The organism is Sphingobacterium micropteri (assembly GCF_014692515.1).
GTDB lineage: Bacteria > Bacteroidota > Bacteroidia > Sphingobacteriales > Sphingobacteriaceae > Sphingobacterium > Sphingobacterium micropteri.
Window position 1 is genome coordinate 15,174 of the sequence record NZ_JACOIK010000007.1, and the last position, 14,687, is coordinate 29,860.

Annotated in this window: 6 protein-coding genes; 4 read left to right on the forward strand and 2 right to left on the reverse strand. The window is 39.8% G+C overall.

What is annotated here, in order from left to right:
* Positions 1 to 37: 37 nt before the first annotated feature.
* On the reverse strand, positions 38 to 2,764 hold the full coding sequence (acnA, locus tag H8B06_RS10505; protein ID WP_190994245.1) for an aconitate hydratase AcnA: 2,727 nt from the start codon (positions 2,762 to 2,764) through the stop codon (positions 38 to 40).
* A 61-nt stretch (positions 2,765 to 2,825) separates the two neighbouring features.
* Positions 2,826 to 6,824 (reverse strand): hybrid sensor histidine kinase/response regulator transcription factor, encoded by a 3,999-nt coding sequence (locus H8B06_RS10510; protein ID WP_190994246.1) that lies wholly within the window; start codon positions 6,822 to 6,824, stop codon positions 2,826 to 2,828.
* Between the two features lie 168 nt (positions 6,825 to 6,992).
* On the opposite strand from H8B06_RS10510, the gene H8B06_RS10515 reads away from it, so the two are divergent.
* From H8B06_RS10515 to H8B06_RS10530, 4 genes are all read left to right on the forward strand, one after another.
* Positions 6,993 to 8,684, forward strand: a complete 1,692-nt coding sequence (locus H8B06_RS10515) for an arylsulfatase (RefSeq protein WP_190994247.1) — start codon at positions 6,993 to 6,995, stop codon at positions 8,682 to 8,684.
* A 118-nt stretch (positions 8,685 to 8,802) separates the two neighbouring features.
* Complete coding sequence (locus H8B06_RS10520) at positions 8,803 to 9,894, forward strand: arabinan endo-1,5-alpha-L-arabinosidase (RefSeq protein ID WP_190994248.1); 1,092 nt, start codon at positions 8,803 to 8,805, stop codon at positions 9,892 to 9,894.
* 162 nt (positions 9,895 to 10,056) lie between these two features.
* The gene (locus H8B06_RS10525; protein ID WP_190994249.1) at positions 10,057 to 13,155 is read left to right on the forward strand and encodes a SusC/RagA family TonB-linked outer membrane protein; all 3,099 of its coding nucleotides are present in this window, start codon (positions 10,057 to 10,059) and stop codon (positions 13,153 to 13,155) included.
* A 17-nt stretch (positions 13,156 to 13,172) separates the two neighbouring features.
* Positions 13,173 to 14,642: a RagB/SusD family nutrient uptake outer membrane protein gene (locus H8B06_RS10530; protein ID WP_190994250.1), complete on the forward strand. Its 1,470-nt coding sequence runs from the start codon at positions 13,173 to 13,175 to the stop codon at positions 14,640 to 14,642.
* The last annotated feature ends 45 nt before the right edge of the window (positions 14,643 to 14,687 follow it).

Sequence of the window (14,687 nt, forward strand, 5' to 3'; positions counted from 1 at the left end):
TAAAACAACTAATTTAAAGTAGCCGGTAGATGTAACGCTACCGGCTTAAATAACTCCTTAAAACATATTGAAGAATACCCCCATGCTTAAAGTATTCTACATCGATATCCGAATCGAGGCGTGCCCTGGCATCAAACTCGATGGCCTCACCCGATGCTTTTAACGCACGAACTTTTACCATCTTAAATGGTTTCAAATCACTAGCCATTCCAGTTATACTGATCTCTTCTTCTCCTGTCAAGCCCAACGAGTGTGCGCTTTGTCCGTCGGGAAATTCTATGGGAAGTATACCCATTCCCACCAAGTTGCTCCGATGGATTCGCTCGAAACTTTCGGCAATGACAGCACGGATGCCCAATAAGCTCGAGCCCTTTGCTGCCCAATCTCGTGAGGAACCACTTCCATAATCCTTCCCGGCCAAAACCACCAATGGCGTCCCGTCGGCTTTATATTTCATGGCGGTATCGTATACTGTTAACGTCTCTTTGGTCGGAAAATATACCGAATAACCGCCTTCTCGCTCGGTAATCTTATTTCGGATGCGGACGTTGGCAAACGTTCCCCGCATCATGACTTCATGGTTTCCGCGACGCGAACCATATGAATTAAAATCTTTCCGATCGATTCCCCGACTTAAAAGATATTTTCCGGCCGCACTTTCTTCATTAAACGAACCCGCGGGCGAGATGTGGTCTGTAGTTACGGAATCACCTAAATATAGGAGAACCCGTGCACCTTGAATTTCTGTAAGAGCCAAAGGTTCTGCCGGTAGGTTTTTAAAGAAAGGAACTTCCCGGATATACGTGGATTCCTTATCCCAAACGAATTCTTTGCCTTCGGGTGCTTCCAGTTTTTTCCATTCTTCATCCCCATCAAAAATAACATCGTACACCTCTTTAAAATCCTCTTTCTGCATGGCTTTTTTGATCGTCTCGTTGATTTCTGCCTGCGTAGGCCATATATCCTTTAAATAAATCGGATTTCCATTAGGGTCGTAGGATAGGGGATCTTCCATCAGGTTGACATCCACACGACCGATAAGCGCGTAGGCCACGACCAACATCGGCGACATTAAAAAGTTCATTTTTACTTGAGGGTGTACCCGGGCTTCGAAATTCCTGTTTCCAGAAAGCACCGAGGCAACAACCATTTCACTGTTGTCGATCGCCTCGGCAATATGCGGCGGCAGTGGCCCGCTGTTGCCGATGCAGGATGTACAACCATAGCCGACCGTATGGAACCGCAACGCTTCTAGATCGGTGGATAAACCAGAGCGTTCCAGATATTTCGTAACGACCTTAGAACCTGGAGCTAGGCTTGTTTTCACCCATGACCGTGTGCGAAGCCCTTTTTCTACGGCTTTCTTAGCCACCAAACCGGCACCTATCATGACGCTGGGGTTAGACGTATTTGTACAGCTGGTGATGGCAGCGATTACGATGCTACCATCACTTAACCGGTATTCACCATTTTTCAATTTAATTTTTACACTTCGTAAATCGGCGGTGTTTGCCGCCAAAGTTTCTTTATGCTCTTCGGTTGCCTCTTGAACAAACTGGGTACCAGACCCACCTTCGTTTAACCAAGCATGTTCTCGGCGATCATCAAATGCGACGTAGTTCCGTTTGAAATCTTGATCGAGAACGGTTCGAAAAGTGGAATCTAGTTCTTTGACGAGTATTTTGTCTTGCGGTCTCTTGGGGCCTGCCACGGTTGGTTCTAAGGTGCCGAGATCCAGTTCGACGATTCTTGAATATTCGATCTCTTCCTTGCCCGTCCGCCATAACATATTCTCCTGGCAATATTTCTTTACCAAATCGATTTGCTCTGCCGACCGGTTCGTACGCGCCATGTAATCGAGTGTCTGGTCGTCGATAGGAAAGTACGTCACCGTACAGCCGAATTCGGGAGACATATTTGATATCGTTGCCCGATCGGTTACGGTCAGTTTATCCAAGCCATCGCCGAATACCTCGACAAATTTACCGACCACGCCGGTATCTCTTAATATCTTGGTTATGGACAATACCATATCGGTAGCGGTACAGCCTGCCGGAATTTCGCCAGTGAGTTTAAGTCCAATAACTTGTGGGCACGTAAAATATACGGGCTGTCCCAGCATCGCTGCTTCCGCTTCTATACCGCCTACACCCCAGCCGAGCACACCGATACCATTGACCATGGGGGTGTGTGAGTCGGTTCCGACCAACGTATCTGGGAACGCCCAACCCTCTCGCTCTACAACGCCTTTAGCCAAATACTCGAGATTGACCTGATGGCAGATACCCATTCCGGGCGGAACGACCGTCAGGTTGGCCAACCCCTGTTGTGCCCATTTTAGTAACTGATATCTTTCGGCATTCCGCTCATATTCTAATTTTACGTTTTCCTGATAAGAATAGTCTGTTCCGAAATAATCTACTTGCACCGAATGATCAATGACTAGGTCGACCGGGATAGCCGGATTAATCTTCGCGCCATCTCCTCCTTTTCTTACAAATTCGGCTCGGATGGACGTGATATCAACAACCGCCGGTACTCCTGTAAAGTCTTGCATCAACACCCGCGCCGGCTTAAAAGGAATATCTTTATCTGTGCCGGCGGCATCCCAGTTCATAAGCGTGTTCAGATGATCATCCGTAACTGCAAAACCGTCGTGATTCCGCAAAACATTTTCCAGCAAAATCCGAATAGAGAATGGAAGTCTATGGATATTTTTGCCACTTTCTTGAAGCTTTTTAAGTGAGGCTATTTTCTGTGTCATGATTTATGGGTTATTTCTCTCTTATGGGATAAAACCCAATATAACAAATATTGTTTAGATCTTACTCCTTTCTTTTGTAGCGCAATGGCGTCTGCCCATAATACTTTTTAAATACCCTGCTAAAATAATTGGGGTCGCTATACCCACAATGGTAAGCAACCTCGTTAATGGGCATATCATTTTCGAGCATAATAATAGCTTTTTTAAGACGGTACTCATTTAAAAGCTCGGTTGCATTTTTATCCAGAACCCGTTTAAGGTTTAAATGTAGGGATGTTCTGCTTGTATTCAATTCATTTGCAATATCTTCAATAGTTAGTGTTGGATTAGCAAATTCCTTTTCGAGGATCTCACTTAGTCTTGACAAAAACTCCTGATCTTTGTTGTTACTCGGGAGTGTGTCGTCTTTAAAAGCGCCTAAACTAATAACATGTTCCCGCAACTTAACCCTTGATTTAACCATGTTATTGACCAACAATTCCAGTTCTTTCAGATTAAATGGTTTACTTACATAAGCATCAGCACCCACATCTAATCCATCAATTTTAATATTTTCTATACTGCTATCTGAAAGCAGAATTATGGGAATATAGTTGAATCTTTCGTCGCTTTTCAACCAATTACAAAGTTCAATCCCATCCATTTTAGGCATTTTCACATCACTTATAATAATATCAGGAGGTATTTTATTAATTTTCTTTATCGCGAGCAATCCGTTTGATGCGTTTACTACTTCGTAATGACGAGAAAAATGCTTCGATAAAAATGTCATTAACTCTCTGTTATCCTCTACGATAAGTAATGTATATTTCGTTTTTGCATCTTTGCTTATTGATGCCTCATCCAATAGCTTTTCTTGTTTAATAAGCACAGTCTTTTCCGGGAGTTCGGCGATCTGGTCGATTTTTGGAACATGATCCAGGCGTATGAGAACAGGCATCGTTATTTTTATGGAGGTTCCCTTATCTTGTACACTTTTAACATGAATTTCTCCGTTAAGATACTTTACAAGGCTGTCAACAAGGGCAAGCCCAATACCGCTGCTTTCCGCATCTGTTTTATTAGTTCCCGATTTATAAAAAGGGTTAAAAATATTTTTAAGTTCTGTTGTGGACATACCTCGTCCGGTATCATTTACACGTATGGTAACTAATTGCTGAGCATCGTTTCGCTCACCAAAATCAAGGGCGACGTCAATACTGCCTGTTAATGTATTTTTCATCGCGTTAGAAAGAATATTGAACAATATCTTCTCCATTTTATCTTGATCAAAGTAGCATTCCAACGATGGTTTAGTGGAAACGAAGGTTAAATCAATGTTCTTTTTAACAGCTATTGGTTCGAAATGATAAGTGGCTTTTCTAATAAAGTCAACCACATCTGATTTTGAAAGATTAATAGACGCATGGTCGGATTCTATTTTTCTAAACTCCATCAACTGCTGGATAAGTTTAAATAGGATAGAAGCATTGCTTTTGACCGTAGATAATTCGGTACTTTTTTTAAAATCTGAACTTGTATTCTCCAGAAATTTATCAATGGACGCCAGGATGAGGGTTAGCGGTGTTTTAAATTCATGCGAAATAAAGGTGAAAAAGTTAAGTCGATGCTGGGTCAGCTCCTTCATTTTTTCCTTTTCAACGCGTTCCAGTTGGATCTCTAATTTTTTATGGTCAAGAAATTTAACAAACTTCGTATACATCCATATTACAGCCACAACCAATAAGAAGTATACAAAATAGGCGAAATGGCTCCGATAGAATGGAGGGGCTACATAAATTTCCATCGTCCTTTCTGCACTACGGGCAAGACCAGCGGCGTTTAAAGCTTTAATGTGAAATACATAGTTTCCCGGCGACAAATTCGTATAGGTAACACTATTTTTGTTTCCCACATGGTTCCATTTATCTTCAAACCCTTCTAGGTAATACGCATAGTCAGTGCTACCCGGATTAGCATAATTTATGGCTGCGTAACTTATGGTAAATACATTTTGATCATAGGCCAGTTTTATTCTTTTGGTATCGTTTATCTGATTTTTTAGGATGGCGGATTCCTGCGGAACGATACTTTTATTAAACAACTGAAAGTCGGTAAACATGAGCGGCAGTGATGCATGATTATTCTCTACTGTCGAGGGATCGAAAAAGCACAAGCCATTTATACTTCCAAAATACAACATGTCGTCACTACTTTTTAAATAGGATTTAAAATTAAACTGATTGGATGGCAATCCATGTTTACTATCGTAATTTGTGAATGTGTTGGTCTTCGGATCTAGCCTGGAAATTCCACGATTTGTCGTAAGCCAAATAATACCCTCCTTGTCCTCCAATATTCCATATACGTTGTTGTTCGGCAAACCGTCTTCAATTGTATAACTTCTAAATTCATTTTGTTCCGGATTATAAAGACATACACCTCCATCTAGCGTGCCGAACCATAACTGTTGTTTACGGTCTTGGTAAACACTGATAATTTGGTTGCTTAACAAGCTAGGGTTATCACCAGTGGCCGTATAATTTCTTAAGCTATCGGTAACTGGATCATATTTATAAATTCCATTATATCGGGTGCAAAACCACACATAGCCGTTTTTATCTTCGATAATATCATAAATAAATAAATCTCCCATAATTTGGGGTTTAAATAGTTTGAATAATTTAGACTGGTAATCAAAAATATTCAAACCGTATTGCGTACCTACCCACAATATACCTCTAGAGTCTCTGTAAATAGCATATACACCATTGTTAGACAATGACTGGATATTTTCTTTCTTTGAAGTATAAACTGTTGTCGTGTTTTTCTTTGTATCAAATTGATGTAAACCGCCTAAAAATGTACCTACCCAGATATTTCCATAACCATCATCATGAATAGCGTGAACATTATTTGTTGTCAAATAAAATGGAGAACTATTCTTATTTATATACTGAAAAGATTCATTCAGGATATCATAGATTGTAATACCACCATCTTCTGTGCCTATCCACATTCGTTTTTCATCGTCTTCCATCAATTGGCTGATAGCTTTTCCAGATAGTCCTTTCTTTTTGTCATTAGCTCTTATACTTTTAAAACCATAAGAACTGGAAGGCATATAATTTACTCCCCCAAAATAAGTTCCTATCCATAAAGAACCATCTTTAGCGAGATAGGTAGAATAAATAGCATTATCGTTCAGCTTTTCGGAATCGTTAGCGAAAGATTGATGAAAGCTTTCAGAATATCCAGTCTTTATATTGTAGATATATAAGCCTTCCTCTGTACCAATATATAGAATATCCTGATCTCCAGATACCGATCTGACTGTATTGTTTTCAGGAGTTTCTATTACAGTGAATTTTAGTTTAGAAAAGCGTTGATCTATCCTATCGTACATCAAAAGCCCTTTGTTTGTGGCAACCCAGATATTCCCCTCTTTATCTTTATAGAGATCGAAAATATCATTCACATTAGCAAATTCAGACAAGGAAGCCGTGTCAAATATTTTCTTTACGTTCCCTTCTCCATCAATTATTCTTAACGAATTTCCTATTGCTAATAAAAGGCTATCATCAGAAATAGCACACATTGTCTTTAGATAGCTTTTCCTGTCGCTTATACGCTTGGATTCGTTACCTGATAATTTATAAACTCCGTCCGATGTACCAATATATAGATGATCATTTTGCAGAAGAAGAAACAACACATTAAGTTGATAAGGAAAGGCACTACTCCTTTCAAGGTTATCTGTTTTGGAATTATAAATATAAAGCCCATTATCTGTTCCGACATATAATAAAGATTTATAACTACAAAGCGAACTTATTTTATTGGTAGAACCTCCGATTTTAGAACTTGATATATAATAATTTTTAACTTGGTAACTATCATACCGGTTGAGGCCTTCCCGGGTACCAAACCACATAAACCCATTTTCATCCTGCGTAATGGCATAAACGGTATTATGAGACAATCCATGGTTAGAGGTAATTTTTCTAAATTGGATATCCTGACCAAATACACGGTCAGCAATACAAAGCAGCAAAAAAACAATAAGGCTAGCGTACTTCATCGTTTTATCAATTAGTTTAGGCTAATTTCTAAATTAAAATCCGTAATCCTAGATATCGTATATGTGAACAGCATATTTATAAACAACAATCCTCAATATTTTAACCTGTGTGCTATTCGCAAAAATATTTTTCTGCTAACATTGCTTCTGTAAACTATTATAAATCACATGAAAACAATAATTCTTAAGGTATCAAGTATACTGCTTTTCGTATGCACCATAATAGGATCTGCTTTTGCTCAATCTAAGGCTACAGCAAAAAGACCTAATATTATTATCATCTTAGCGGACGATTTAGGTTATTCTGATTTAGGTTGTTATGGTGGGGAAATTAACACCCCCAATCTGGATTGGCTGGCTAGCCGAGGTGTTCGGTCCACAAGCTTCTACAATGCGAGCAGATGTTGCCCCACAAGGGCTTCTTTGCTTACCGGTCTATACCCGCACACTGCCGGAATAGGGAACATGACTACTGATCAAAAGGCTCCTGGTTATAGAGGGCAACTCACCCCCAATACGGTCACTATCGCACAAGTTTTAAAGGATGTAGGATATCAAACCGGCATGGTGGGAAAATGGCATGTATCGGAAACCAAACCTTTTCCAGACAACGAACAACAATTACAATGGTTAGATCATCAAATTCAAGATAAAGCATTTGCGGATACCTTGTCTTACCCCACGCACAGAGGTTTTCAGAAATATTACGGAAATATATGGGGTGTAGTTGACTTTTTTGACCCTTTTGCCTTAGTCAACGGTACTACCCCGGTAAAAAATGTTCCGGCCGACTTTTATTATACGAATGCCCTTGGCGATTCTGCTGTAGCCTATATCGATTATTTCACAAAAAATAAAGATCCTTTTTTTATGTATGTAGCCTTTACCGCTCCACATTGGCCGCTCCAAGCATTGGAAAAAGATATTCAAAAGTACGAAGATGCCTATAAAAAAGGGTGGGAACATATTAGAACACAGCGGTATCAGAAAATGATTAAACTGGGAATGATAAATCCCAAACAGGTACCGTTATCTGATTTTATGCATGATGGAAAAACCTGGGAAAACAATCCGGATTCCATTTGGGATGCCCGAGCCATGGCTGTACATGCTGCCATGGTGGATTGCTTGGATCAAAACGTCGGAAAACTTATCGACCAATTAAAAAAAACTGGTGAGCTGGAAAACACCTTCATTATGTTTCTTTCAGACAACGGAGCCAGCCCCGAACGGCCGGAAGAATTTGGTCCCGGATACGATCGGTCAGGGACAACCAGAAATGGAGAAAAAGTTAGCTTCTCTGTAAATAAAGATGTATTGCCTGGGTCGCAAACAACACATATGGGTATTGGCCAACAATGGGCAAATGCTATCAATACACCTTTCCGGTATTGGAAAGCGAAGGAGTACGAGGGCGGAATAAATACACCATTTATTGCGTATTGGCCACAAGGAATCAACGGCACAAATAAATTTAATCGAGTTCCTGCCCATATCATCGATTTGATGGCGACCTGTATTGAGGTTTCCGGTGCATCCTATCCACAAACTTCTGACGGCAATACGATTACACCTTCACCTGGAAAGAGTTTAATACCCGTTTTAAACGGAAAGATAACCAAACAGCTTCATGATGAACTTTTTTGGGAACATAATGGTGCTGCAGCGCTTCGACAGGGTGACTGGAAAATTGTTAGGCTAGGGGGGAAGACTGATTGGGAGTTATACAACTTGGCTGTAGACCGCACAGAGACAAATAATCTGGCTAAGAAATTCCCCGACCGGGTAAGTCAAATGAAAGAAAAGTGGCATCAATTAGCAAACCAGTATCAGGTGTTTCCAAAGCCTGTGGCCAGGTAACGCGAATCGGCTGTGTAGCTCTTTTGTTGCCGAAAACCCTTTTAAGCTAGGTGATATCCTTAAAAGGTTTTTACTATACCTTTAAAAAAACCGGAACTTGAACTTAAATCATTTTTATATGAAACTTCTTTTAATATTATTAAACGTATGCATTGCGATGTCCAGCTGTAATAAACCGGACTATGGTTCTCCTCAAACTACACCTCCAGATGATGAAAATAACGAATCCATTACACCTTTAACCGGACTTGTTGGTCTAAATGACGCTTCCCGGGTTATAAAATCGGGAACTAATTATTTCTGGTATTCTACAGACGGTGGTATTAAGATGAGATGGACGAATAACCCTATATCAGGTAAGTGGTATACCGGATCAGATGTGTTTCCTACCCGCCCAGACTTCTGGTCTAATTATAGCCCGATAAATGCCGCTTGGGCTCCAGATATTATTTATGACCCCGCTTCTGCAGAGTTCCGTATGTATTATTGTGTATCTAGCATGGGTAGTCGAAAATCTGCTATTGCTTTGGCGACCAATAAGACGCTAGACCCCAATGCTCCAAATTATAAATGGGAAGATAAGGGAATTGTAATCTCTACCACCGAGAGCTCTACTTACAATGCGTTGGATCCTTGCCCTATATTAGCGCCAAATGGCGAATGGTATTTATGTTTTGGATCGCATTGGACAGGAATTAAACTCATGCGATTGGGTGCGGATGGTAAAGCACATCCAACGGAAACGACAATTTCTAATTTGGCCAGAAAAGAGCCTGTAGCCAATAGTGCAATTGAGGCAGGCGCAATATATCCGGGTGTGAAAAACGGAGAGCAAGGTTATTGGTTATATGTAAATTGGGGAACAGGTCTTGGTCATGAACAAAATGCAACCTACGAAGTACGTGTAGGATGGTCTACCAATATTAGAGGCCCTTACTTGGATAAAGACGGAAAAGATATGTATAATGGTGGTGGTTCCGCTTTTACGACAAGCAAACAAACATTCAGCGCAGATAATAGCACGCGTATAGGAAGAGGCCATATTGGCATTATTAAAGGACATGCATTGGATGGCGTTCATACGGATTGGATCTCCTATTCATACTGGTTGGAAAACCCTCCTTCAGGTGAGAGCGGCAAGCGATTCGGGTTACAAAGATTATTGACAGGAGCAGATGGTTGGCCTGAAGCAGGAGAGATCTTTAAGTAATCAGCTTAGCGCTTTAATATTACCATATATAAACCAAATTCAGATTTTTTTTCTACGATAACTTATTTGCCTGGGTCGCTAATCTTTGCCCCAGGCGAATGAGAATAACAGATTAAATTCTGCAGCACAATAAGATTTATTATAAACTAAATTAAAACGAATATGAATCAATTAATTACCCAACATCCTGGTATGAAGTTAAAGTACCTGATAATGGCTCTGCTTATTCTTTTAGGAGGAGCTTTACAGGCACAACAAGAGAATATTACAGGAAAAATTTCCGACAGTGCCGGCAAACCTCTTGCGAACGTGAGCGTATTGGTTAAAAATGCTACAAATGGCACCAGGACTGACGCTAACGGAAACTATAGTTTAAATGTCAATTCTTCTCTTGATGTTTTAGTTTTCCAACATGTAGGTTTTAGCACTAAAGAAATTGCTTTAGATGGAAGAACAATTATTAACGTAGTATTAGAGGCAGAAAACGAGTCACTAGAAGAAGTTGTTGTCGTTGGCTATGGGGCTGTGCGAAAAAGTGATTTAACAGGCTCTGTATCTTCCATTAAAGCGGAAGATTTAACTGCAGGAACAAACATTAACGTGCAACAGGCATTGCAAGGAAGGGTTCCGGGAGTACAGATTTACCAGAAAAGCGGCGAACCTGGAGCTGCAATGAGTGTGCAAATAAGGGGGATTACATCCATTACGGGAAATAACGCACCCTTATATGTTATAGATGGTATGCCGGTTAATGACGCTTCTGCGATTGGTTCAGCCAGCCCAACTGGTGCTGCCAACAACCCAAATAACAGATCCCCTTTAAGTTCCATAAACCCTGCAGATATAGCTTCTATAGAAATCTTAAAAGATGCTTCAGCTACGGCAATATATGGTTCAAGAGGGGCTAATGGTGTTGTTTTAATTACGACAAAACAGGGCTCAGCTGGTAAAATCAACGTTAATTATAATGCTACATATGGTAAGCAGACCGTTGCCAATACACAGCGTTTTATGACCGGAGATGAATATACTACCGTAATAAATCAAATTATTATGGATGGAAATTTAAGCGGAGACCCTGGGTCTTATCCCCCTGTTACGGGGGCAAATTATAATACAGACTGGCAATCATTATTGTTAAAAGATGCCCCTATACAATCTCATGACCTGTCTTTTAATGGTGGGGAAGGTAATACAAAATACTATATTTCTGCGGGTTATTTTGATCAGGAAGGGATCATGTTAAACTCGGGAACTACCCGATATAATGCACGAGTTAATCTGGAGACCAGTGTAACATCTAAATACAGTGTGGGTATAAACCTTACCACAGCTTATAGTAGGGATAAATACAATGCAAATGGTTTGGGGCTTAATGATAATGCGAGTGCATTATATATGGCCCAAAATTATGATCCCACTTCACCTGCATTAAGTGCCGACGGTTCTGTTTACCGATCTCCTTTAATGAGCCCTATGGATAATCCCTTAGCCGTTATCGATGGCCAGTACTCAGTTGGTGACACCTACCGTACATTCGGTAACATATATGCTGAATATTTCTTTATCCCGTCGTTGTCTGCGAAGGTAAAAGTGGGTGCCGATTTAAATGACTCAAAAAGATCTTTTTGGATAGATCCTTCTACCTTGATAGGGGCGGGTTATGGTGGCTATGCCGATGTAAGAAATGGTAAAAGAGGTTACTATCTGATGGAAGGTACCGTAAATTATAACAAAGACTTAGGGATACACCGAATAAACGCTGTTGCGGGGGCAACCTATGAGCGCTATACATCCAGTACTTTAGTTGCAAATGGAAGAGGTTATAGTTTACCAGATTTAACTTATTATGCGATAGGTTCTGGGAACCCTACATTGAATGGAATTTCTAGTGGCGTACAGGAAAATATTTTATTATCGTATTTAGGACGAGTAAACTATTCTCTTTTAGATAAATATTTGTTTACATTTTCCTTCAGAGCAGATGGATCCGCAAGATTTGGCCCCGAAAACAGGTTTGGTTATTTCCCTTCTGCAGCACTAGGTTGGAAACTAAAGCAAGAGGATTTCTTGAAAGACGTAAACTTTATTAGTGATTTAAAATTAAGAGCAAGTTACGGGGCAATTGGAAATCAACCAAATACCAATTACCTTTATTTTTCAACATACTCGGGTGGAAGAAATGTTATTTTTGATGGACAAAGAATAAGTACCATCGCTCCAACCCGCAGCCCCAACCCTTTCCTGCAATGGGAGTCTGCACAACAAGTTGACATAGGTTTGGATTTTGGATTTTTAAATTCCAGAATTACAGGTAGTATAGATTATTATAATAGAAGAACTTCTAATCTTTTATACAACAATCCTCAGCCACTGAGTACCGGTTTCGGGACAAGAACAGAAAATATTGGAAGTATGCGAAATTCCGGCGTTGAATTTTCAATAAACGGGGTTATTGTTGACGGCAGCGATTTTAAATTTGATGCTAATTTCAACATTACAACTTTGAAGAACAGAATTTTAAGTCTAATATCTGACAGTGAAGTTATTGGCGGAGGTCCGGGTAATATCGGAGAATATAACATATTAAAACCAGGCATATCCATGGGGTCGTTTTATGGATATGTGATAGATGGTGTATGGCAAGCTGGGGATGATTTCTCTACCGCCCAACCGGGGGTAAGACCAGGGGACTTAAAATATCGTGATTTCGATAATAATAACATTATAAATACGGAGGACAGAATTGTTCTGGGTAATTCTCTTCCAGACTTTTTTTATGGTTTCAACACTAATTTTAGTTACAAAAATTTATCGCTGGCGATATTTGTAGAAGGTTCTCAGGGCGCTATGATGTTAAATAGTAGCTTAGCGGACTCCTATTATCCCGTAGACTTTAGAAGGAATAAATTAGCCGAATTATATTTAAACAGATGGACGCCAGATAACCCAAGCAACGAATATCCTTCGTTTATCCCTGGAGATGTTCAAGGATCGAGACAAATCAACAATAAAACAGTAGAGGATGCATCTTATTTGAGGCTTCAATCCGTTAGATTAGGGTATAAAATACCACTGCCAAAAAATAAGTTTATCAGCAATGCAACGGTTTTTGTCACTGGTCAAAACTTGTATACTTTAACGAATTACTCTGGTGTTGATCCCGCTGCAAATGCGATAGGCAGTGATATTTTAAGGGTTGATTATAACTCCTATCCATTAACCAGAACGTTTACCGGAGGAATTAATGTCCAATTTTAATTTAAATATTAAACAACATGAAAAATACGTATAAATATATATGTTTGGTAGCTATGCTAATAGGTTTTACGTCTTGCGAAAAACTGCTTGAAGTAACTCCTAATTCAGAATTTTCACCAGGTAACATCCTTACTACAGAAGAGGGAATTAAATCTTTATTGTTTTCGGCCTATGCCCATCAGCAAACGCAAACGGGGTCAAAACTTACTATTAACACTTCGGAAGTCTGTACTGATATGGCCTTTAATTCTGGTGGTGCAGAAAACGCAACACTTCTGCCTATCATTAATTTTACCTGGAATTCGGATTTAATAACTTTCCGAGAAGATGTATGGGCGCCTAACTACAGATCGATAAGGGATGCTAACGACGTCGTTGAAAATATAGATGATGTAAACACATCTGATGAAAAAAAGAAACTATATAAGGCAGAAGCACGTGTACTAAGGGCCTATGCCTACACGGTACTGTATAGCTGGTTTGGCCGTGTACCATTAAGAATATCTAATTCCCAACCAGGAGATCTGGCCAGAGCTACAGATGAGGAAATGAGGACATTTATAGAGACAGAAATTACAGAATCTATTGCCGACTTACCTGATCCTGGGCAGGAAGAAGCTTATGGAAGAATTAATAAAGGAAATGCGTCTGGTATACTGGCAAAATTTTATCTCAATACAAAACAGTGGCAAAAAGCTGCGGATGCAGCGCTAGCTGTTATAAACTTTAACTATTATACAACCACCCAATATGAATTCAAAGATCTCTTTAAAATAGAGAATGAGCTAAATAACAGGGAGATGTTGTTTGTGCTGCCATGCATAAATGAAACAGGAGGGTTTGGTAATTGGTATATGGCGGGGGCTCTGCCGTCGGGTTTCAAAAGTACACCGCAAATTCCGGAGTTTGTTTATGTTGGTTCCATGGCCAATTTTGCTACACAATACCGCTTAAGGACAGCTTTTGTAAACAGTATGGCTCCAAACGATAAAAGGCGTTCATTAATATGTACGAGCTATATCAACAATAACAATGTGACAGTAAATATATTGAATGATGACAACGCCAGAAGTTTTAAATATTGGGATAACACTACTGTAGGAAACAACGGCGGAAGTGATGTTCCTCTTCTTCGATATGCTGATATCTTATTGACCAGAGCAGAAGCTTTGAATGAATTATCCACAACTCCTCCAACAGAATGTTTTACACTTATTAACCAAGTTAGAACACGAGCAGGATTAGAAGGTCTAACCATAGCAAATACGCCCTCTAAAGAAGATTTCAGAGATGCCATTTTTAGAGAGAGAGGCTGGGAGTTTATTTCTGAAGGTAAACGTCGTGAAGATTTAATTCGTCAAGGTACATTTTTATCTTCCGCTATAGCCAGAGGTGTATCTCCGGATCTGGCAACACCAGATAAATTGCTTTTTCCAATCCCGCAAATAGAAGTTGAGGCTAATAAACTGTTAGACCCAAGCAATTAATGATGTAGCGAAGACAATTACAAGTGTATAAACTTTAAATGAAGT

Excerpts from the sequence above, each read along its gene's own strand:
- H8B06_RS10510 (WP_190994246.1), bottom strand. The coding sequence starts at position 6,824 with ATGAAGTACGCTAGCCTTATTGTTTTTTTGCTGCTTTGTATTGCTGAC.
- H8B06_RS10515 (WP_190994247.1), top strand. The coding sequence starts at position 6,993 with ATGAAAACAATAATTCTTAAGGTATCAAGTATACTGCTTTTCGTATGC.
- H8B06_RS10525 (WP_190994249.1), top strand. The coding sequence starts at position 10,057 with ATGAATCAATTAATTACCCAACATCCTGGTATGAAGTTAAAGTACCTG.
- acnA (WP_190994245.1), bottom strand. The coding sequence starts at position 2,764 with ATGACACAGAAAATAGCCTCACTTAAAAAGCTTCAAGAAAGTGGCAAA.
- H8B06_RS10530 (WP_190994250.1), top strand. The coding sequence starts at position 13,173 with ATGAAAAATACGTATAAATATATATGTTTGGTAGCTATGCTAATAGGT.
- H8B06_RS10520 (WP_190994248.1), top strand. The coding sequence starts at position 8,803 with ATGAAACTTCTTTTAATATTATTAAACGTATGCATTGCGATGTCCAGC.